19 protein-coding genes are annotated in these 19,283 nt (G+C 63.7%); 4 read left to right on the top strand and 15 right to left on the bottom strand.

The window, feature by feature from the left end:
- Positions 1-44: 44 nt before the first annotated feature.
- Both BHE01S_RS15650 and BHE01S_RS15645 read right to left on the bottom strand, forming a co-directional pair.
- Positions 45-746, bottom strand: a complete 702-nt coding sequence (locus BHE01S_RS15650; protein ID WP_042265600.1) for a copper homeostasis protein CutC — start codon at positions 744-746, stop codon at positions 45-47.
- A gap of 46 nt (positions 747-792) precedes the next feature.
- Positions 793-2,058, bottom strand: a complete 1,266-nt coding sequence (locus BHE01S_RS15645; RefSeq protein WP_042265599.1) for an EAL domain-containing protein — start codon at positions 2,056-2,058, stop codon at positions 793-795.
- Positions 2,059-2,576: 518 nt separating this feature from the next.
- Here BHE01S_RS15645 and BHE01S_RS15640 point away from each other — a divergent pair.
- Positions 2,577-4,244 (top strand): Na+/H+ antiporter, encoded by a 1,668-nt coding sequence (locus BHE01S_RS15640; protein WP_042265598.1) that lies wholly within the window; start codon positions 2,577-2,579, stop codon positions 4,242-4,244.
- A 160-nt stretch (positions 4,245-4,404) separates the two neighbouring features.
- Here BHE01S_RS15640 and BHE01S_RS15635 read toward each other — a convergent pair whose 3' ends face one another.
- The 5 genes from BHE01S_RS15635 to BHE01S_RS15615 all read right to left on the bottom strand — a co-directional run bounded on the left by BHE01S_RS15635 (position 4,405) and on the right by BHE01S_RS15615 (position 8,721).
- The gene (locus BHE01S_RS15635; protein ID WP_042265597.1) at positions 4,405-5,709 is read right to left on the bottom strand and encodes a solute carrier family 23 protein; all 1,305 of its coding nucleotides are present in this window, start codon (positions 5,707-5,709) and stop codon (positions 4,405-4,407) included.
- 370 nt (positions 5,710-6,079) lie between these two features.
- Positions 6,080-6,703: a DUF2239 family protein gene (locus tag BHE01S_RS15630; protein WP_042265596.1), complete on the bottom strand. Its 624-nt coding sequence runs from the start codon at positions 6,701-6,703 to the stop codon at positions 6,080-6,082.
- Between the two features lie 112 nt (positions 6,704-6,815).
- On the bottom strand, positions 6,816-7,595 hold the full coding sequence (locus BHE01S_RS15625; RefSeq protein ID WP_052405955.1) for an HvfC/BufC family peptide modification chaperone: 780 nt from the start codon (positions 7,593-7,595) through the stop codon (positions 6,816-6,818).
- Positions 7,592-8,470 (bottom strand): MNIO family bufferin maturase, encoded by an 879-nt coding sequence (gene bufB / locus BHE01S_RS15620; RefSeq protein ID WP_042265595.1) that lies wholly within the window; start codon positions 8,468-8,470, stop codon positions 7,592-7,594. Before bufB ends, BHE01S_RS15625 begins: the two co-directional genes overlap by 4 nt.
- Positions 8,467-8,721 carry a BufA1 family periplasmic bufferin-type metallophore gene (locus BHE01S_RS15615; RefSeq protein WP_042265594.1) on the bottom strand — a complete coding sequence of 85 codons (255 nt, stop codon included), beginning with the start codon at positions 8,719-8,721 and terminating at the stop codon, positions 8,467-8,469. Before BHE01S_RS15615 ends, bufB begins: the two co-directional genes overlap by 4 nt.
- Before the next feature lie 274 nt (positions 8,722-8,995).
- Between BHE01S_RS15615 and BHE01S_RS15610 the strand changes: the two genes are divergently transcribed.
- Positions 8,996-9,304, top strand: coding sequence for a DUF4148 domain-containing protein (locus tag BHE01S_RS15610; RefSeq protein ID WP_042265593.1), 309 nt, complete (start codon positions 8,996-8,998; stop codon positions 9,302-9,304).
- A gap of 273 nt (positions 9,305-9,577) precedes the next feature.
- On the opposite strand, the gene BHE01S_RS15605 is transcribed toward BHE01S_RS15610, so the two are convergent.
- Entirely contained in the window at positions 9,578-9,871 is a 294-nt protein-coding gene (locus tag BHE01S_RS15605; RefSeq protein ID WP_042265592.1) for a hypothetical protein, read from the bottom strand.
- Positions 9,872-10,020: 149 nt separating this feature from the next.
- Here BHE01S_RS15605 and BHE01S_RS15600 point away from each other — a divergent pair, with 149 nt between their 5' ends.
- Positions 10,021-10,467, top strand: a complete 447-nt coding sequence (locus BHE01S_RS15600) for an SRPBCC family protein (protein WP_042265591.1) — start codon at positions 10,021-10,023, stop codon at positions 10,465-10,467.
- Positions 10,468-10,511: 44 nt separating this feature from the next.
- On the opposite strand, the gene ggt is transcribed toward BHE01S_RS15600, so the two are convergent.
- From ggt to BHE01S_RS15570, 7 genes are all read right to left on the bottom strand, one after another.
- On the bottom strand, positions 10,512-12,104 hold the full coding sequence (ggt, locus tag BHE01S_RS15595) for a gamma-glutamyltransferase (protein ID WP_042265590.1): 1,593 nt from the start codon (positions 12,102-12,104) through the stop codon (positions 10,512-10,514).
- 71 nt (positions 12,105-12,175) lie between these two features.
- Complete coding sequence (locus BHE01S_RS15590) at positions 12,176-12,976, bottom strand: amino acid ABC transporter ATP-binding protein (RefSeq protein ID WP_042265589.1); 801 nt, start codon at positions 12,974-12,976, stop codon at positions 12,176-12,178.
- Between the two features lies 1 nt (position 12,977).
- Complete coding sequence (locus BHE01S_RS15585; protein ID WP_042265588.1) at positions 12,978-13,745, bottom strand: amino acid ABC transporter permease; 768 nt, start codon at positions 13,743-13,745, stop codon at positions 12,978-12,980.
- A gap of 15 nt (positions 13,746-13,760) precedes the next feature.
- The gene (locus BHE01S_RS15580; protein WP_052405953.1) at positions 13,761-14,579 is read right to left on the bottom strand and encodes an ABC transporter substrate-binding protein; all 819 of its coding nucleotides are present in this window, start codon (positions 14,577-14,579) and stop codon (positions 13,761-13,763) included.
- 53 nt (positions 14,580-14,632) lie between these two features.
- The gene (locus tag BHE01S_RS15575) at positions 14,633-15,412 is read right to left on the bottom strand and encodes a GntR family transcriptional regulator (protein ID WP_218000418.1); all 780 of its coding nucleotides are present in this window, start codon (positions 15,410-15,412) and stop codon (positions 14,633-14,635) included.
- Positions 15,413-15,510: 98 nt separating this feature from the next.
- Positions 15,511-15,615 carry a SymE family type I addiction module toxin gene (locus BHE01S_RS37825; protein WP_245639756.1) on the bottom strand — a complete coding sequence of 35 codons (105 nt, stop codon included), beginning with the start codon at positions 15,613-15,615 and terminating at the stop codon, positions 15,511-15,513.
- Between the two features lie 213 nt (positions 15,616-15,828).
- Complete coding sequence (locus BHE01S_RS15570) at positions 15,829-16,182, bottom strand: helix-turn-helix domain-containing protein (RefSeq protein WP_245639752.1); 354 nt, start codon at positions 16,180-16,182, stop codon at positions 15,829-15,831.
- Positions 16,183-16,807: 625 nt separating this feature from the next.
- Here BHE01S_RS15570 and BHE01S_RS37820 point away from each other — a divergent pair.
- On the top strand, positions 16,808-19,283 hold a 2,476-nt coding region (locus BHE01S_RS37820), incomplete at its 3' end, for a DNA phosphorothioation-associated putative methyltransferase (RefSeq protein ID WP_042265664.1).

Below are 19,283 nucleotides of genomic sequence, written 5' to 3'. Positions count from 1 at the left end.
GAAGCGCGCGCCCGTTATTCGAATGGCGCGCGTTTTTTTATGGGTCAGGCGTCGAGCAGGTTCCGCACGCGTCGCACCTTGTTTTCGTCGACGGGAGCGAGTCCCTTAGCGTCAACGCGCACGCCGGAGCCGAAGTGAACCGCGCGCACACGCGTCGCGCTCACGAAATCCGCAACGCGCTCGACCGTCAGTCCCGCGCCCGCGAGCACCGTGCAATGCGTGTGCGCCGCACGCTGCACGAGCGTTGCGATCTGCGGCTGAGCGTCCAGCACCGAAGGCTTGCCGCCCGAGGTGAGGACGTTCGTCACCGCGTCGAAACCGAGCAGCACGTCGAACGCCTCCTGCAGATCGCGCGCTTCGTCGAACGCGCGATGAAACGTGAGCGGCATGCCGTCGGCGGCTTCAATTGCGCGCTGCAGTCCGTCGCGATCCACTTCATGCGAAGGCGTGAGCATGCCGATCACGGCCGCATGCGCGCCCGCCCGCCTGGCGGCGCGCACGTCGCGCAACATCACCGCGTAATCGTGCGAATCGTAAATGAACGAGCGGCTGTGCGGCCGCACGATCACGTTCACGGGAATCGCCACCGCCGCTACCACGGCTTCGATCGTGCCGATGCTCGGCGTGAGGCCGCCCTCGCCCATCGCGGTGACGAGTTCGAGACGGTCCGCGCCGCCGCGCGCGGCGGCTTGCGCATCGGCGAGCGTGGTTGCGATGACTTCCAGCAGGACCCGTTCTTGTCGCATGTCGGCGCCATGTCGTGAGGAACACGACATGATCGCAGATGCACGCCTACTCGAACCAGTCGATGTCGCCGCACAGCACGCACAGGCGCTCGCCCACCTGCACCGCCATCGAAAGCGTCAGGCACGGCAGCGCCTCGTTGATCGACAGATACGGTCCCGTCACGTGCACGCGCCCTGGCGTGACGAGCGCCGTGCGGAAATACGGCCTGCGCAGCCAGCTCGCGCCTTGCGCGTCTTCCAGCGGCAAAAAGCGCGCATCGCGCTCCGCGCGATCGACGCGCAGCACCACGTTGCGCCCTGCCTGCCGGCCGTTCGAGTCGAGCAGATAGCAGCGCGCCGCGTGATCGAGCGCGAGGAAGTTCCAGCAGACCTCCTCCATCGATTCGCCAGCCGAAAGGCGTTCGGCCGCGCGCTCGAACGCGCGCAGATAGGGTGCGAGGCGATTCGTCTCGCCGCGCTCGCGCGATTCGGTTTGCTGACGAAAACGCTCTGTGGCCTCGGCGATCACGCCTTGCACCTGTGCCGCGTCGGTGAGGCCGGGCGCGGGCCGCGCGAAGAAGAAGCCCTGCACGAAGTCCGCGTTGCACGCGAGCGCGAGCTGCGCCTCGTGTTCCGTCTCCACGCCCTCGATCAGCACGAGCTTGCCCGCGTCGTGCAGCAGCGCCACGAGCGCGGGCAGGGTCGCCGCCATATCGGCGCGATGCTGCGCGTGCATCAGCATGATGCGGTCGAGCTTCACGATGTCGGGATTGAGTTGCCACACGCGGCCGATATCGACGTTGCCCGCGCCGAAGTCGTCGAGCGCGACGAGAAAGCCGCGCTCGCGAAACGTCGCCACGGCCTGTGCGAGGGCGTCGAGATCGGTCGCCTCGTCCTCCAGCACCTCCAGCACGATGCGCCGCGGCGCGATGTTCAGCCGCCGCAGGTTCGCGAGCAGCGCCGCGGAGTGATAGGCCTCGATCAGCGTGCCCGGATGCACGTTGAGAAAGAGCCACTCGCGCTCCGCGCCGAGCAGCGCGAAGTTCTCCAGATGCAGTCCCTGGGCGAGCCGGTCCACCAGCAGCGCTTCGCCCACGCGCGCGGCGTCGCCGAACACGTCGAGCGGCGAAACCGGGCGGTCGAGCGGATCGTGCGCGCGCAGCAGCCCTTCGTAGCCCACCGCACGCATGTGCGAGAGGCTGAACACCGGCTGGAACACGCTCGTGAGCGTGAGGTCGCCATGGTGTGCGCTGTAGCGCTGCAGCCCCGAAGTGACGCTGAGATCGAAGCCGTGAGGGGCCACGGCTGTTTTGTCCTGTTGCTCTGTGATCATGCCATCCTCTAGCGCGTAGGAAGAACGCTGCAGTCCGCACAGCCTCTGCACGGCCCACGCTGTCCTCCATAGCCTGATTTTCGTTGCGTCACAGGAGGGACAAAGCAAGGTCCGTGCTCGCTCGCACTGCGATCTGGCACGCATCGGGAAATGCGTCCGCGCCCATCGCGTGCGCCGCGAAGGGGCACGCCATGCACCGCGCGAGACATCGCCCGGCGCACCGATATCGTGCGCCTTTCCAAGCGCCTTTGCTCCGGCCGTGGCGCACATGTAGCGCGCACGTAGCGGACACATCGCGGACAAATTGCCGCATTTTCGGCAAATTTCGGCCTCACCGCGCGGTCAGCGTGTGCACTTCGCGGCGGCTTACAGATGCGTCAGGCTAAACTGTCCCTCGACCGGCGCGCGCTCGCTCATGCGCGCCGGAACGCAGTGCCGCACCGCGCGTGAAAAGAGGCGTCTGTCCCCTCTTCCACGCTTCCCCCGCTGGTCCCGTTTCGCCCCCGCTACGTTTTTCGATGGACATCCTCTTCACCGTTCTCATTCTGCTGCTTGCTGTCGCCGTGTCCGGCGTCATCGCGCGCACCGTGCCCCTCAGGCTGCCATTGCCGCTCGTGCAGATCGGCATTGGCGCGCTGCTCACGTTTCCGCTCGTGAACCCGCACGTCACGTTCGATCCCGACATCTTCATGGCGCTGTTCATTCCGCCGCTGCTGTTCGCCGACGGCTGGCGCATGCCCAAGCGCGAGTTCTTCATGCAGCGCCGCGCGATCCTCATGCTCGCGCTCGGCCTCGTGCTGCTGACGGTCGTCGCCGTGGGCTACTTCGTGCACTGGCTCGTGCCGCAGATCTCGCTGCCCGTGGCCTTCGCGCTCGCCGCCGTGCTCTCGCCCACCGACGCCGTTGCGCTCTCGGGCATCGCCGGCAAGGACCGGATTCCCTCGCAGCTCATGCACATCCTCGAAGGCGAAGCGCTGATGAACGACGCCTCGGGCCTCGTTGCGCTCAAGTTCGCGGTGGCGGCCGCGCTCACCGGCTATTTTTCGCTGCGCTCGGCGGCGCTGAGCTTCGTCGTGATCGCGGCGGGCGGTCTCGCGCTGGGGGCGGCGATCGGCTGGCTCTTCAGCTTCGTTTCGGAGCGCTTTCTCAACACGACCGAAGAAGGCGACCCCGCGCCCGGCGTCGTGCTCACCTTGCTGATTCCGTTCGCCGCGTATCTGTTCGCCGAGCACCTCGAGGTGTCCGGCGTGCTCGCCGCCGTGTCCGCCGGCATGACGATGAACTACACGAGCGTCGCGCATAAAGGACCCGTGTCGACACGCGTGCGCGCATCGAGCACCTGGTCGATGATCGAATTCGTCTTCAACGGCATGGTGTTCACGCTGCTCGGCCTGCAGTTCCCGGGCATTCTCGGCAAGGCGCTGCTCGACGCGCACCACACGAGCAACGTGCAGATGCTGCGCCTCATCGGCTATATCGCCGCCGTGCTCGTCGCGCTCTACGCCATGCGCTTCGGCTGGGTGTGGCTGCTGCGCTGGGTGGCGAGCCGCGGCGCGGCGCGCCACGGCGTGGCGAATGCGGTGCCGGGCCTGCGCACCGTGGCGATCACCACGGTGGCGGGCGTGCGCGGCGCGGTGACGCTCGCGGGCGTGCTCTCGCTGCCCGTGGCGCTCGCCAACGGTAGCCCGCTGCCGGGGCGCGACAGCGCCATTTTCATCGCGACGGGCGTGATCCTCGCCTCGCTGCTGGTGGCGATCGTGGGCCTGCCGCTGTTGCTGCGCGGCGTGCGGCGCGGCGCGCAGGGACCGCACGCGGCCGAGGAGCGCCAGGCGCGCATCCAGGCGGCGCAGGCGGCCATCCGCGCCGTGGATGCGGTGCACGAAAAGATCGGCGAGGACCTCGACGAATCGCAGGCTGCCTACGCCGCCGACACGACCGCACGCGTGATGGACGCCTACCGCCGCCGCCTCGCCTCGCTCGACGCCGACCGCGACCGCAGCGCGAACGCGCGCCGCTCGGACGCGCTGGAAATGGAGATGCGCCTCGCCGGCATGCGCGCCGAACGTGCGACGCTGCTCAAGCTGCGCGACCAGATGCAGATCAACGACGAAACGCTGGCGAAGCTGATGCGCGAAGTCGATCTTTCGGAAACCGCGATGACGACGCGCGGACGCAATCGCAACTGAGCGCGCGCCTCGCGCAGAGCGGAAAAACGTGAGAGAGGAAGCGCGGCGCCGAGGACCGGCGCCGCATGTCGCGGTAAGGCGGTAAGGCAGTAAGGCGGTAAGGCGGTAAGGCGGTGAGGCGGTGAGGCGGTAAAGCGGCGAGGCGGCGAGGCGCCAAGGCTTAAACTGCCGCTTCCTGCGCCGGTTTCCGGCGCAGCAGCGCGTAGAGGATGATCGCGCCGAACGTGGCGGTGCCGATGCCGCCCAGCCCGAAGCCGCCGAGCTTGAGCGAGAAGTCGCCCGCGCCGAGCACGAGCGTGACCGCAGCGACGATCAGATTGCGGTTGTCCGAGAAGTCCACCTTGTTGACGACCCAGATGCGCGCGCCCGTCACGGCGATGAGACCGAACACGACGATCGAGACGCCGCCCAGCACCGGGCCCGGAATCGTCTGAATGACGGCGCCGAACTTCGGCGAGAAACCGAGCACGAGCGCGATGAGCGCGGCGATCACGAACACGAGCGTCGAGTAGATTTTCGTCACGGCCATCACGCCGATGTTTTCCGCGTAGGTCGTCACGCCCGTGCCGCCTGCGAAGCCCGAGACGACCGTGGCGAGGCCGTCGCCGATGAACGCCCGGCCCACGTAGCGGTCGAGGTTGTAGCCCGTCATCGCGGAAACCGCCTTGATGTGGCCGAGGTTCTCCGCCACCAGAATCACGGCGATCGGCACGAGCAGCGTCATGGCGTGCGGGTCGAACACCGGCGCGGTGAACTTCGGCATGCCGAACCAGGCGGCGTTCGCGACGATGGAAAAGTCGATCGGTTTGCCAAGGCCCATGCCGTTCGTGACGACCGCGTAGATCACATAGGCGATCAACAGGCCGACGAGAATCAGCAAGCGCTGCAGCATGCCGCGCGTAAACACGGCCACGCCGCCCACGCAGAGCACGGTGACGATCGCCATCCAGGAGTCGAAGATCGAGCCGCTCACGCCCTTCACCGCGATGGGCGCAAGATTCAGCCCGATCACGCAGACGATCGCGCCGGTCACCACGGGCGGCATGAGCGTTTCGATCCACTTCGTGCCGACGGCCGAGACGAGCAGGCCGATCAGCGTATAAGCGACGCCGCACGCGACGATGCCGCCGAGCGCGACGGGAATGTTGGGATTCGGTCCCTGCCCGCCATAGCCCGTCACGGCAATCACGAGACCGATGAACGCGAAGCTCGAACCGAGATAGCTCGGCACGCGCCCGCCCACCACGACGAAGAACAGCAGCGTGCCGACACCCGACATGAAAATGCACAGGTTCGGGTCGAAGCCCATGAGCAGCGGCGCGAGCACGGTCGAGCCGAACATGGCGACAACGTGCTGCACGCCCATGGCGAACATCTGCGGCCAGGGCAGGCGCTCGTCGGGGGCCACGACGCCGCGGGCGTTACCCGTCTGCGCGCGCCAGCGGGGGAAATAGGAGTCGGACATGGGTTCCTCTTGTCGGCGTGATTGGCGATTGGGTTGTGGTTTTGATTGTTGGCGCGCACGCATCGATGCAACGGCCGCCCTTGATGCAGGTCAGGCGGGAGTGTACGGAGCCGCAATCGGCCTGGCAAGCCGGATGTAGGGCGTCCGAAACAACCGCGGCGGCCTTCGATAGGCGTGATTGAGTCAGTGCCGAATAGAGTTTAAGACTGCTCCTATATTGAGGACGGGATGCCGGATCTAGACTGCCGTCGCTGCGTGACTCTTACGAGAGTTTATGCAGAGCTTGTAAGTTGTCGCTCTCCGACTTTCCCGCTCCGGCTCCCCGCTGGAGCGGTTTTTTTTGCCCACGCAATTTGCGCCCTTCACGTCTTCAGGCGAATGCGGATTCCGCCAGTTCCCGCGCGTAATCGCGCACATCTTCCGGCCAGGGCGCATTCGCCGCTTCGAAGCGGCTGCGCTCGCCCGCGTAAAGCGCGCGCAGCGCCTCCTCGTAATCCGGCAGATTGCCGGCCAGGGCAGTCATGAAGCGGTGCGCGGCTTCCTGAGCCGCACGCATGCGTTCGCGCGCCTCGCCCGCGTGGCGCGCGGCATCCACGAGCCGGCGCAGCACGACCGAGGCCCCGCCAGGCTGCGCGCCAAGCCAGTCCCAGTGGCGCGGCAACAGCGTCACCTCGCGCGCCACCACGCCGAGCTTCGGGCGGCCGCGGGCGCGCGGTGCATCGTCCGTGACGGGATCGTCGATAACGTTCGGCGCGGCTGCGCTTGCCGCGCGACTTGCCTGCGCGACGATGCGCGCCTCAATGTCCTTTGCCGTGCCGCGCAGATCGAATTCGACCGGGCGCGCGTCATGGTCGTCGAAGACCAGCACCGTCGCACCGTTTTCGTTCCCTGCGCGCTCGAGTTCCGCCTTGACCGCCAGCGCCACCTGAAGCGGCGCGCCGCGCGCGATCAGGCGTGTGCCCGCAAATGCCGTACAGCCGTTCGCCACCACCATGGTTTCCTCCTTCCCGATATCCAGTGATGGGCGAATATTACCCGGGTAAATTGCGGCGCGCAATATCATCCGGGTAATATTAGATCGTGCTCGGCCGGAGCGGCCTTCAGGATCAGTCGTCGCGCACGCCAACGATGGCGCGTGCCTCGATCCACGCTCGCCACTGGCCGCCAAAGTCGAAAGCCGGGTCGATGTCGAAGGCTTGTGCAAGCGCATCGTCGAGCGTGGCGCCGTCACGCAGCGCGACAAAGGCCGCGTGTGCAGCTTGCGTGTGCAGGAGCAGCGTGGGCCGCCATTGCGGCCGGACCACGAGCGCCCACGACGGCACATCCACGCGCTCAGGCCAGACGCCGCCCGGCTGATGCGCGCGCCAGATGGCAACGGCATCGAAACGCAAAGCGAGCGCAACGCAGGCGGGATGCATGGCGAGACGCGATTGCGCAAGACGCGCCGCGCCGAGCGCCTGCCATTGTTGCGCGTCGAGTGGCGTGGCGTTCGCTGCGTAACCGGCTGCGTGCAGCGCCCATTCGAGTCGCGCAACATCGCCGAAATACGCATAACGTGCGTCGGTCTCGTAACGCTCGACGAACTCGGGAAGCTGGGCGCCGAAGCGGTTCAGATCCGCATCGCGCGAAGGATGGGCGCGCGCGTAGGCAAGCGCGAGTGCATCGAACCAGGTCTCGCCGCTCAGGGCCGCGAGCACCGGATACGCGTTCGCGAGCGCAAGCCGCCGCGCCGCGCGAGCGTTGCCGCGGTACAGGCCCATGCGCTCGTGCAGCAGCGCGGCATCGGCGGGAAGCAGATCGCCGGTGAGCGCCGCATCGACGGCGGGATCGTCCAGTGCGGCGGCAAAGGCTTCCTGTGCCGCTTCCAGCGTGTTGCGCACCGTCATGAGCGCAGCTCCGTTACGTCACGTGCGGACTTCGCCAGGCGTTCGCGAGCAAGGCGCGCCTCGTCGAGCAGCACCTCGAGCGCCGGCACCGCCGTGTCCCACTCGATGAGCGTGGGCGTCGCGCCAAAACGATCGAGCGCGGCCTCGTAGAGCGACCAGACCGCCGGCGCGACGCGCGAGCCGTGATCGTCGATCACGGCGGCGGGCGTTGCGCGATGCCCCGCCAGATGGATCTCGCCGACGATCTGCGGCGGCAGCGCGGCCATGGCCGCGAGTGCATCCTCGCCGTGGTTGCATTGATTCACGTACAGATTGTTCACGTCGAGAAGCACGCCGCAGCCCGTGCGCTGCGCGAGCGCCGCGAGGAATTCGGCCTCGCTGTAGGTGTCGCCGCGAAATCGTACGTAGGTCGAAACATTTTCGATCAGCACGGTACGGCGCAGCGCGTCCTGCATCTGCGAGACGCGTGCGCTCAGGTGATCGAGCGAGGCTTGCGTGAGCGGCATCGGCAGCAGATCGTGCAACGCGCCTTGCGCGCTCGCGCCCCAGCACAGATGCTCGGAAACGACTGCAGGGTTGATGCGCTCCACCAGCCGCGCGAGCCTCGCGAGATGCGCCGTATCGAGCGGCGCGGCCGAGCCTGGCCCGAGCCCCACGCCATGCAGGCTCACCGGCAAATCGCGGCGCACGGTTTCAAGCACGTGCAGGTCGTAACCGCCAGCGCCAAAGTAGTTTTCGCTGTGGACTTCGATCCAGTCGATCGCGGGCGGCCCCGCCATGAAGGCCTCGTAGTGCGCGTGACGCAGCCCGATGCCCACGCCACTGAGTGCGCCCGGCGCGCTCGCCTGGCACACCGCCTCAGCCGTGAGGCTCATTTTTCCGGCGTGCCGCCAAGCTTCTCGCACGTGCCCTTCGGCATGGTCTTGAAGTCGCCCTTGTCGTGATCGACCTTGGCCTGACCCGCGCAGTCGTGTACGCCGGTCTTGCTCGAACAATCGTTCTGGCCGGCCTTGGCGACGCCGTAGCAATTCACGGTGTCCGCCGCCTGGGCCGCGCCCGCGCCGGCCGTCGCCAGGCCCGCCAGTGCAGCGGCGATCAGCGACTGGCGGCCGAGAGAGTTCTTCATCACGTTTCTCCTTGAACGTCGAAATGGGTTTCGCAGTATGCGATCGGGCTACGGAGCCGTCGCAGCGCGCGGTCTTAAGCGCCGTATTTTGCCTCATCGGGCCGCGCCCAACCCGTTGCCAGCGTCGAAGACCAACGGAATTATCGCAATTTCAGTAACGATGTTTGCTGAATTGCGGCATTTTTCTTTGAAGTGCACTGCAATAAAGTGTCGTCAACGGTCCGAACAACACGATTGTTACGGATCGACAACATAATTTTCGGAGGTTGTTACCATGAAGAATCTGATTGCTGCTGCACTCGCCGCTACCGTCCTCGCCGCGCCGGCTCTCTCGTTCGCACAAGCCGAGCAGGCGCCCGTGACGCGCGCTCAAGTTCGCGCCGAACTGGTCCAGCTGGAAAAGGCCGGCTACCGTCCGGGCCTTTCGAGCCCGTACTATCCGGAAGACCTGCAGGCTGCGCAGGCGCGCGTCGCCCAGCAGAACGGCGCAGCGCAAGCCACGGCTTACGGCGCATCGACGAATGGCAGCGTCCAGTCCGGCACCCGCGCACCGAACATCAAGCCGACCTACTTCGGCCAGTAATCGCGGCTCACGCGTAGTGCCAGTGCACGACGCGAGCCACGCCAGGCGGGCCCGCTCTCCTGATTGAGAGAGAGCGGGCCCGCCGTCCATTTCTGCGCCGCGTGCGCAACGCGCGCGGCGCAGAAATGGCACGCCCACGAATACCTCCGCCGCCGGAAATCCGGTGGCTTTGCCCGGACTGCGGTCCGGGCCTTTTTCCTCCTTCCCTCTCCCAACTCATGGGGCCCGCTTTTTTAGCGCGGGCCGCGCGCCAAGGCGGCGCGCCCGCGGGGCCTAGAAGCCGTGGGTGACGAGCGAGAGCACGGAAAGATCGGGGTGCGTGCCGTCGATGATGCTGCGGCCGACGTGGACCGCCTCATCGGTGGCGTCCTGCTCGCTGCGCCAGGTTTCGTCGCCGTCCGCGTGATAAGCGACCGTGTGGCCCGGCTTCGCGGGATTCGCGCCGGGATGGCAAACGTAGGCCGTGTAGGTGTAGCGGTTCGCGCCTTCGTCGGCCGGCGTGGCGCTGACGTGAATTTCGAAGCCTTCGTAGTCGACCTGATGCATCGCAAGCGGTTGAGCGCTCATCGTGACCTCCGGGTGCCGCGGGTCAGCGGCTGCGGGCTATCCAGCCGATGGGTATGCGGCCGGACGTTCGGTATTGGGAAGTTTAGGCGATGGGTCCCGGGCGGGTGGCCTACTATTGCAGGGCGATCCACCACTCCTGGAGCTCAGACATGGCATCGAACACCGTCCGCCTGCATCGTGTGCTGCGCGCGCCGCCCGAGCGCATCTACCGCGCCTTTCTGGACGCCAGCGCCGTCGTGAAATGGCTGCCGCCCAACGGCTTCACCTGCACGGTTCACGAACTCGACGCGAAAGTCGGCGGCCGTTACCGGATGTCGTTCAAGAATTTCACGGCCGGTCACGGTCATTCGTTTGGCGGCGAGTATCTCGAACTCGTGCCGAACGAGCGTTTGCGCTACACCGGTGTGTTCGAGGACGAGCACCTGCCCGGTACCATGCAAACGACGGTGGAACTGCGCGCGGTGTTCTTCGGCGCGGAAATGACCGTCGTGCAGGAAGGCATACCGGAGATCATTCCGCTCGAGGCGTGTTATCTGGGCTGGCAGGAGTCGCTGGCATTGCTCGCGAAGCTGGTCGAAGCCGAAATCAAACAGTAAAAAAAGGGGCGTCCGCGCCCCTTTCCTTTCGAGCGCGTGCTGCCTCAATACCCGAGCGCGCAGCCGTCCTTGCGATGATCGGACGCGCCGGTCAACACGCCGCGCTCCCAGTCGATGCGGATCGCTTGCGAACCGCCGATCGGCCCGGCGGCAGGCACGAGTTTGAAGCCGCGATCCGCGAGCGCCGCGCGCGCGTTGGCGGGCAAGGTCGATTCGACTTCCACGGTTCCCGTGCCAGGGCGCGGAAAAACGCGCGGCAGATCCATCGCCGCCTGCATGTCGAGGCCGTAATGCAGCACCTTCGAGAGGAAGTGCGCGTGGCCCATGGCCTGATAGTGGCCGCCCATCACGCCGAAGCTCATCTGCACGCGGCCGTCGCGCGCGACCATCCCGGGAATGATGGTGTGCAGCGGACGCTTGTGCGGCGCAATCGCGTTGGGATGGCCGGGCTCGACCGAGAAGCCCATGCCGCGGTTGTGCAGCATCACGCCGGATTCCTTGCCCATCAGCCCGCTGCCGAATGGATAGAACAACGAATTGATGAAGCTCACGCAGTTGCGGTCGCGATCGACCACGGTGATATAAACGGTGTCGCGGTGCTCGACCTCGGTGAGCGCGGCGGCTGGGTCGAGGACGCTTTCGAGGTCGATGCGGCTGCGCAGCTTGTCCACATAGGCGTCCGAAAGCAGGCGATCGACATCGACGCTGCCATGCCGCGGGTCGCTTAACACGGCGTCGCGTACCGCGTAGGCGAGCTTCGCCGCCTCGATCTCGCGATGCAGACGGTCGGGGGCGAGCGGGCTGCCTTCGGCGTCGTATTTGTCGAGCAGGCGCAGCAACAGCAGCGCGATGACGCCCTGCCCCGCCGGCGGGCATTCGATCACGTCGAAGCCGCGGAATTTCGCGCGAATCGGCGTGACGTAGTCGCCGCGAAATTCGGCGAAATCTTCCAGCGTGTGCAAACCGCCGTGCGCCTGAAGTTGCGCGACGAGATCGGCCGCGATGGCGCCTCGGTAGAACGCGTCGCGGCCCGTTTCGGCGATGGCGCGCAGGGTGTTCGCGAGGCGCGGCTGGCGGTGCGTCGTTCCCGCTCGCGGCGCGGCGCCTTCGACGAGCATCGTTGTACGCGCGACCTCGTCCCGCGAGAGCGTTTCGACCTCTGCCGCCCAGTCGTGCGCGGTGCGCGGCGCGACGGCGTAGCCTTCTTCCGCAAAACGGATTGCCGGGGCGAGCACGTCGCGCAGCGGCAAGCAGCCGTGATCGCGATGGAGCGAGGTCCATGCGTCCACGGCGCCCGGCACCGTGACGGCGTGCGGCGAATGGCGCGCGATGGTTTCCACGCCCATGGCGCGCAGACGCTCGGCGCTCGCGGCAGCGGGGGCCCAGCCGGAGCCGTCGTAGGCGATCACGTCGTCCGTGCCGCCGCGCGAATAGAGCGCGAAACAGTCGCCACCTATGCCGGTCGAGCCGGGCTCGACCACGCACTGCACCGCGCACGCGGCAATCGCGGCATCCATGGCGTTGCCGCCGGCGGCGAGAATCTGCACGGCGGCGAGCGTGGCACTCGGGTGCGAAGTCGCCGCCATGCCATTGCGAGCCATGACGAGCGAGCGGCCCGGCGTTTCGAAGTTACGCATCGCAGCGTTCTCCTCTTTGGGTGTCCTGATGATGTCTTATTTCGGGTGATGCAGCTTTGTGGCTACGCTTACTACGCAGATACGGGCGTGGCCGTTCGCAACGTGCGCTTCAGGAACGTCTGCGTACGCGGATGCGAAGGCGCGGTGAAGATGCGCTCGGGCGGGCCCTCTTCGATCAGCTCGCCCTGGTCGAGCACGACCACGCGATCGGCCACCTCGCGGGCAAAGCCCATTTCGTGCGTGACGACGACCATCGTCATGCCGTCTTCCGCGAGCTCCTTCATCACCTGCAGCACTTCGCCCACGGTTTCCGGATCGAGCGCGCTGGTGGGCTCGTCGAAGAGCAGCACCTTCGGCTGCATGGCGAGTGCACGGGCGATGGCGATGCGCTGCTGCTGGCCGCCCGAAAGCTGCGACGGATAGTGGTCGGCGCGATCTGCAAGACCCACGCGCGCTATCAGCGCCTTTGCCTGCTTGATCGCCTCCTCACGCGGCATTTTCAGCACATGGATAGGCGCCTCGATCACGTTTTCCAGCGCCGTCATGTGTGGAAACAGATTGAAGCGCTGGAACACCATGCCGATATCGCGCCGCTGCCGGGCGAGCTGTCGTGCGGAATCGCGCGCCAGCGTGCCGTCCGTGCGCTCGACAAAGCCGAGCAGATGGCCGTTCACGCGCACCCGCCCGCTGTCGTACGACTCGAGCAGATTGAGGCAGCGAATAAACGTGGTCTTGCCCGACCCCGACGAGCCGATCAGCACCACCACTTCCCCCTTCGCGACGCTCAACGAAATGCCGTTGAGTACCTTGGTCGAGCCGAACGACTTGTGGATGTCCGACGCCTCGATGACGATTTCGCGTGCTTCGTTCATGTCAACGTCCCCGCAGCAGTTTCATCGTTTGCGCGCCGAACAGACGCGTATTCGCAGCCGGCTTCGCCTCGCCGCGCCCGAAGTGCGCTTCGAGCCGCCGCTGCACGAAACCCCAGAGCGTGGTGAGCGCGAGGAAATAAATGCCGAGCACGAGATACAACTCGAACACGCGGAAGTTCACCGAAGTGATCATCTGCGTGCTGAGCAGCAGTTCCGGCACGCCGATCACGCTCACGAGCGTGGTGTTCTTGAGCATGACGTTGAACTCGTTGCCGAGCGGCGGCACGATCACACGGAACGCTTGCGGCAGCACGACGCGGCGCATGAGCAGCACCGAAGTCATGCCAAGCGAACGCGATGCCTCGTACTGGCCTCTGTCCACCGAACTCAGGCCCGCGCGAATGATCTCCGCCTGATAAGCCGCCGAATTCATGCCGAGCGCGAGCACGGCGGCCTGAATGTTGCCCGGCAGCGAGATGATGCCGAAGTCGAGATCGTGAAAGTGAAAGATGTTCGCCGCGGCAAATGCGGTGTACAGGAACACGATCTGCATGAGCAACGGCGTGCCGCGCATGACCCAGATATAGCCGCGCGCGAGATACTGCACCGGCAAACTCGACGAAAGCCGCATGAGCGCGACGATCAAGCCGAGCGTGGCGCCGAACACGATCGCGCAGGCGCTGATCGAGAAGGTGAGCCACAAGCCGTGCAGATACGCCGGGCTTGGGTCGAGCAGGAATTTCCGGAAGATTTCCCAACTGAAATTCATGGCGTCACCCCGCGCTCACAGGCGATCGTTTTCGAGCTTCCAGGTGGCGAGCATCTTGCCGTAGCGGTCGCTCTTCACAAGATCGGCCACGGCCTTTGCCACGGCGGGCGAAAGCGGCTCGCCCTTGCGCGCGCCAATGCCGGTTGCGATGCGATTGAAAGCGGGCACCGCCGCCACGAACATGTCGCCCGAAACCTGCTGGAAGTGCGCGGCGCTTTCCGACGTGGTGCCGTAGGCATCGACCTGATTCAGACGGAAGGCCTGAAATGCATCGGCGTCCGAACTATAGACAACGACGTTCATGGGCGGCTTGCCCGCAGCCTTGAGCTTCTCGTTCTCCTTGTCGAGCAGCGTGCCGATGGTCGTGCCGTTGAGCACCGCGACCTTCAAGCCCGAGAGATCGTCGAGCGAGCGCACGTGGCGCGGGTTGCCGTGCGGCACCATGATCGACTGGCTCGAGTACATGTAGTCGACGATGTCGATGATCTGGCGGCGCTCGGGTTTGTCGAAGAGCTGGCCGATGATGAGATCGCATTGCTTCGCCTGCAGCGCCGGAATCTGCCCGCTGAACGACATGACCTTCCACTCGACCTTGAGATTGCCGAGCTGCTTCGCGATGTCTTGCGCCACGTCGACCGAGAAGCCGCGCGGCTGCTGATTCTCGTCGTAGGACGCGAGCGGCGGCGCGTCCATGCTCGAACAGTAGGTGAGCGTGCCGCCTTTCACGAGACCCAGATCGGCGGCCTGCGCCGCGGAGGTTCCCACAACCTGTGCGAGGAGCGCGAAGCCTGCGCAGGCGGCGAAACGAAGACGCTTGGACTGTTTTGCTGACATCGAGAGACTCCTGGCTGAGAGTGAGGGACGACGACAGTTAGGACGCCGAGGCGTCACGCTCGTGACGCGGGCGATTCGAGGAACGTGACGATCTGGGGAACGGTGGATTCGAGGTGCTCGCGCAACGCCTGCTCGGCTTGCGCGGGGTCGCGGGTGCGCAGCGCTGTGATGAGGATCTGGTGGGCGTCGCGTGCGCGTTTGCGTCTGAATGTGGCTTGTTCGATCCACAGGCGCATGGGGCCTTCGATTAGCGTGTAGAGCGAGTGGATTTGCTGGTAGAGGCGCGTGCGGCCGCTGATTTCGCACAGGTATTCGTGGAACGCGCAGTGGCGTTGGACCCAGGTGTCGGTGTCGCCTACGCAGGCGTCCATGTCTTCCAGCAGGCGCTGGAGCCTGGTGAGGTGCGCTTCGGTGCAACGCGGGGCGGCGACGCGCATGGCCAGGCATTCAAGTGCGATGCGCATGTCGAAGATGTCCTGGACTTCTTCCACGGTCAGGCCGCGGACGATGGCGCCGCGGTTGGGGCGCTGGATGATCAGGCCTTCTGTGTGCAGTCGTTTTAACGCCGCGCGCACCGGCATGCGGCTCATTGAGAGCTGTTCGGCAACCGTTTCGGCGACGATGCGTTGGCCCGCGGCGTAGCGGCCTTCGATGATGGCCTCAAGGAGGAAGCGGTAGGCCTCTTCTTCGGCGGTCAAGGCCAGGCCGGGGGTGGTGCGGACGCTGATGGCAGGCATTTTTGTGCGATGCAGTAGGTCGTCGCTTTGGGTTGCGGGTTTGTCGCGGTTGTGAGGCAGGTTACTACGGGTGGATTTTTGGATCCAGTCTTTCAAAAAAGATCTGCATGGGTGGTATGGAAGGCATGAAGGCCACGAGCCTTTTGGGTTCGTGGCCTTCTTCGAGTGGTGCGGGCTTCGGTCTGACGGGTGGATCAGTCCGGGGTGATCACCAGCCTCTTGTCTTCCACCGTGATCCTTACGCGCTGGCCTGCTTCAAAACCTGCAAGTTCTAGCCAGCAGCCGGATAGCTTGAGCAGGGGTACAGCGGCGGGTCGTATCTTGCCCGCGAGGTGGGCTTACGGTACCGCCAGGACTGCTGAATGGTTACCCGGCGCTCGGGATGGGCGTGTGATGCATTAAGATTGGCGTTAGCCATGGTCAACTCCCAGTATGAGTTGGTTTTGGTCAGCGGGCTGTGGGTGCTGGTTACACTCACGGCCCGCGCTTCGTTTACTGCTTTGAGGCTCCTTCTACTTCTGTGCTTGGGCTAGCACGGTGTCCAACATTTGTGAGACGAGCTGCTGTTTGGTTTTGGGTAGTTGCTCGATTTCCAAGATTTGCTGCTGTAAGCGAGACATCGAGCTAGACCTGTTCTGCGATGGTGCGTCCGAGTTGCCCAGCAGCTCGTCGAAAGTGAACGTCAGTAGTTCCGCTAACGTTGGCAACATGGATACCGGCACACGCGAGCGCCCGCCTTCGCAGTGAGCCAGCGTTTGCTGGGCGATTCCGAGTGCTTCGGCCAACTGTTGCTGGGTTATGCCATGTGCTCTGCGCGCGCTAGCAATTCGCTCTCCGAGCTCGCGGAAAAACTTTTCATCTTTCACATTCGTTCCTCGCGGGATTGAACGTTGATCGATTAATTCATTTTACTGAAAATCGGAGTGCAAGAAAACGACATTGCCTTTATCTAAATAATCTTTCTTAGAATAATTTGATGCATGACAGATTGCTGGCAAGCTCTATTGGCGGGCTCCGAACTCGGGAAATGAATCACGCTCTACCTCACCCAGCTTGCTCACTATAGTTCAAGCGGTCTCGAGAAAACCCTAGAGGCGCTGTATGCACAAGCCTACGTCCAGGGATTCTCTCTCGATTGGTCGCCGCCGTAACTATTGAAGCTGGCCCGTCTTAACACTGACTGCTTTTGGTACTACAGCGTACGTCCGACCAGCCTGGACTTACCTCTAAGCGACGTCGCTGTCCCGGGAAGTTGCCTTCAGCCTGGCACCTACGCGGAACAAGCTCCCGTCAGTTGACCGGGATACGCCATTAATCGCAAACTACGTTTCGCGCCCGCGCGGACACTCGCCGGAGCAAATTGCTCTCAGCGACTGATCCATCTACGATGGCTACTGCACGAGAAGGCTCTGGCGCGCGGGCGTAATTCCGTCTCGCGCGAGAGATACTGCACGATGGTAGCCCCGTTTCCTCTTCGTACGGAGACCAGTTATGCGTTCTCTTGGCAAAAGAGTAGCCGACGAATTCTACGTTCACCTAGACGCTTTGGCGCAGGTCGAGGACTCGAAGATCCGATCAAGGATCGAGACAGCGATCGGCGCAATGCCGCCAGATGTATGTGACATTCCCAATGTCGCGAAATACAACGTTCGTACGAGTCGCGTAACACTTCTGCACTATCCAGATTTTTTCGATGTCCCGTTTCCTGCACTGGCGTCGTCATGGGTTTTCCCTGATGGTGCTCAGCAACCAGCTTCCGTTCGCCATTATCGCGATTCTCTGAATCCTCCGATTCTGCACAGAAAAGAGCTACTGGTAGGCGAAGGCCATCCAAGTTACGCCATTTGGGCCGATTTGACATCGTCGGCCGAGGCCATCGGTTTATTTGACAATACAACGACGATTGGGTTCGCGATGAATTGGCAGAGACTCCTTCAGCAGAAGGGGCTAACGACAGTCGGTCACTGCCTCGTGCCCGTAGGAAACGACGTACTCACCGATGACGAGCTACACGATTTACCCGAGAGCGGCACGGTTTTCCGACATCTCACCGCACTCTCCCGCTCCGTGATATCCACACCTGTTCAGCTCTTGCAAAGACATGGATTTCTCGACGCGGGGCAAAGTTTTTTTGACTACGGATGCGGGAGGGGTGGAGATATCACCACGTTAAAGAGCATCGGCGTATCGGCGGCCGGATGGGATCCCCACTTTCGCCCAGATGAACCGCAGAGAGAGGCAGATGCTGTCAACCTCGGCTTTGTAATCAACGTTATCGAGGACCCAGTAGAGCGGGTCGAAGCGCTAGCCAAAGCTTTCGCTCTTGCGAAGACCGTACTTTGCGTAAGCGTTATGTTGAATACCGGCGACGCCACCGGAAAGCCATATCGGGACGGCTTGCTGACTTCGCGAAATACTTTTCAGAAGTATTTTTCGCAAGCCGAATTGCGCGACTACCTAGAGCTCGTACTTCACCGCGATGTCTTTATGGTCGGCCCTGGTATCGCGTTCGTATTCGCCACATCCGATGCAGAACAGCGCTTCACGGCGGCGCGCTATCGACGTTGCGGTCTGGCACGCACGCTGATCCAAGTCCAAAGCACCCGGTCTAGACTCGCTCGTCCGGCGTGTGCCGCCGACCAACTACCGTCACGTTCGGAAGTGCACGTCGCCCAGGAAAGGGCCCATCTCGCCCCGCTTTGGGCGACGACATTGGAGCTCGGGCGTCACCCGGAGCCGGATGAAATTCCTGAGCTGGCGAACACTCTCGAACGGTTCGGCAGTCTGAATCGAGCGCTACGCAAGCTTCCAATTCACTTTGATCAGACACTGTTGGGTTCTGCCGCTCGCATACGCACGGACGACCTCTCTCTGATACTTGCTGTTCAGCAATTCAATAGTCGACCTCCGTATCGGAATCTGGAGCGTCGACTTCAACTCGACATCAAAGCCTTCTTCGGGAGTTATCAGGCTGCGCAAGATGCAGGCCTCCGCTTGCTGCAAGAGGCGGCACGCCCCATCAAGATTCTTGAGGCCTGTCAGCAGGCTTCCTCTGCCGGTCTTGGATATCTGGATGGCACCCATTCGCTCCAGTTGCATGTATCCCTTGTGGAACGGTTGCCGGTGGTGCTGCGCGTCTATGTATCGTGTGGTCTTAGACTGTGGGACTCTATGAGTGAAGTTCAACTGATTAAAATTCATATTGAGTCCGGCAAACTTACTCTAATGGAATACGAAGACTTTGACACGGCTCCGCTCCCGCGGCTGCGTCGCAGGATTAAGGTCAATTTGCGGAAGCTCGATTACGACATCTTTGAATATGGAAGCAAGCAGTACCCGATGCCGTTGCTGTACCGCAAGAGTCTCTATTTGCATGAAGAGTATCCCGGTTACGCAGAGCAGGTGGCCCTTGACGAAGCACTTGAGTGCATAGGGGTTCCGGGCATCCGAGAGTTCGGCCCAAGCGTCGAAGCGCTGGCACAACATCTAGAGGCACACCGACTTTGTATCAACGGCTCCCGGGTCGAACCAAGTTCTTCAATTCCAGACCTCGACGATCTGTGCGGAGCAAGGCTTACCTATCGGGCACTGATTGAATGCGGCGAAACCCGAAAGCAACTCGGAATGCGCAACTTACCGCTTAATCCCGCGACATACAATGCGCTACACGAGCTCGTCGTCAATGTGCTCGATCCCATCATGGAATACTTCGGCCCGATTCGCCTCACCTATGGTTTCGCGTCCCCTCAGCTAACCAGGCAGATTCGCAGTCGCATTGCTCCGAAGCTCGATCAGCACGCAAGCTGTGAACATGCTGCTAGCGGAAAGCCATTATGCGACCGCGGAGGAGCGGCATGCGATTTTATTGTAGAGGACGAAGCGATGGACGAAGTCGCACAATGGGTCATCGATCACGTTTCTTTCGACAGACTTTACTACTATGGACGTGATCGTCCGATCCATGTTA

Origin of the sequence: Paraburkholderia heleia NBRC 101817 (assembly GCF_000739775.1) — a bacterium.
Classification (GTDB): Bacteria; Pseudomonadota; Gammaproteobacteria; order Burkholderiales; family Burkholderiaceae; genus Paraburkholderia; species Paraburkholderia heleia.
The sequence above is the reverse complement of the archived record's forward strand: the minus strand, read 5'-3'. Positions and strand labels throughout refer to the sequence as shown.

Excerpts from the sequence above, each read along its gene's own strand:
- BHE01S_RS15650 (WP_042265600.1), bottom strand. The coding sequence starts at position 746 with ATGCGACAAGAACGGGTCCTGCTGGAAGTCATCGCAACCACGCTCGCC.
- BHE01S_RS15645 (WP_042265599.1), bottom strand. The coding sequence starts at position 2,058 with ATGATCACAGAGCAACAGGACAAAACAGCCGTGGCCCCTCACGGCTTC.
- BHE01S_RS15640 (WP_042265598.1), top strand. The coding sequence starts at position 2,577 with ATGGACATCCTCTTCACCGTTCTCATTCTGCTGCTTGCTGTCGCCGTG.
- BHE01S_RS15635 (WP_042265597.1), bottom strand. The coding sequence starts at position 5,709 with ATGTCCGACTCCTATTTCCCCCGCTGGCGCGCGCAGACGGGTAACGCC.
- BHE01S_RS15630 (WP_042265596.1), bottom strand. The coding sequence starts at position 6,703 with ATGGTGGTGGCGAACGGCTGTACGGCATTTGCGGGCACACGCCTGATC.
- BHE01S_RS15625 (WP_052405955.1), bottom strand. The coding sequence starts at position 7,595 with ATGACGGTGCGCAACACGCTGGAAGCGGCACAGGAAGCCTTTGCCGCC.
- bufB (WP_042265595.1), bottom strand. The coding sequence starts at position 8,470 with ATGAGCCTCACGGCTGAGGCGGTGTGCCAGGCGAGCGCGCCGGGCGCA.
- BHE01S_RS15615 (WP_042265594.1), bottom strand. The coding sequence starts at position 8,721 with ATGAAGAACTCTCTCGGCCGCCAGTCGCTGATCGCCGCTGCACTGGCG.
- BHE01S_RS15610 (WP_042265593.1), top strand. The coding sequence starts at position 8,996 with ATGAAGAATCTGATTGCTGCTGCACTCGCCGCTACCGTCCTCGCCGCG.
- BHE01S_RS15605 (WP_042265592.1), bottom strand. The coding sequence starts at position 9,871 with ATGAGCGCTCAACCGCTTGCGATGCATCAGGTCGACTACGAAGGCTTC.
- BHE01S_RS15600 (WP_042265591.1), top strand. The coding sequence starts at position 10,021 with ATGGCATCGAACACCGTCCGCCTGCATCGTGTGCTGCGCGCGCCGCCC.
- ggt (WP_042265590.1), bottom strand. The coding sequence starts at position 12,104 with ATGCGTAACTTCGAAACGCCGGGCCGCTCGCTCGTCATGGCTCGCAAT.
- BHE01S_RS15590 (WP_042265589.1), bottom strand. The coding sequence starts at position 12,976 with ATGAACGAAGCACGCGAAATCGTCATCGAGGCGTCGGACATCCACAAG.
- BHE01S_RS15585 (WP_042265588.1), bottom strand. The coding sequence starts at position 13,745 with ATGAATTTCAGTTGGGAAATCTTCCGGAAATTCCTGCTCGACCCAAGC.
- BHE01S_RS15580 (WP_052405953.1), bottom strand. The coding sequence starts at position 14,579 with ATGTCAGCAAAACAGTCCAAGCGTCTTCGTTTCGCCGCCTGCGCAGGC.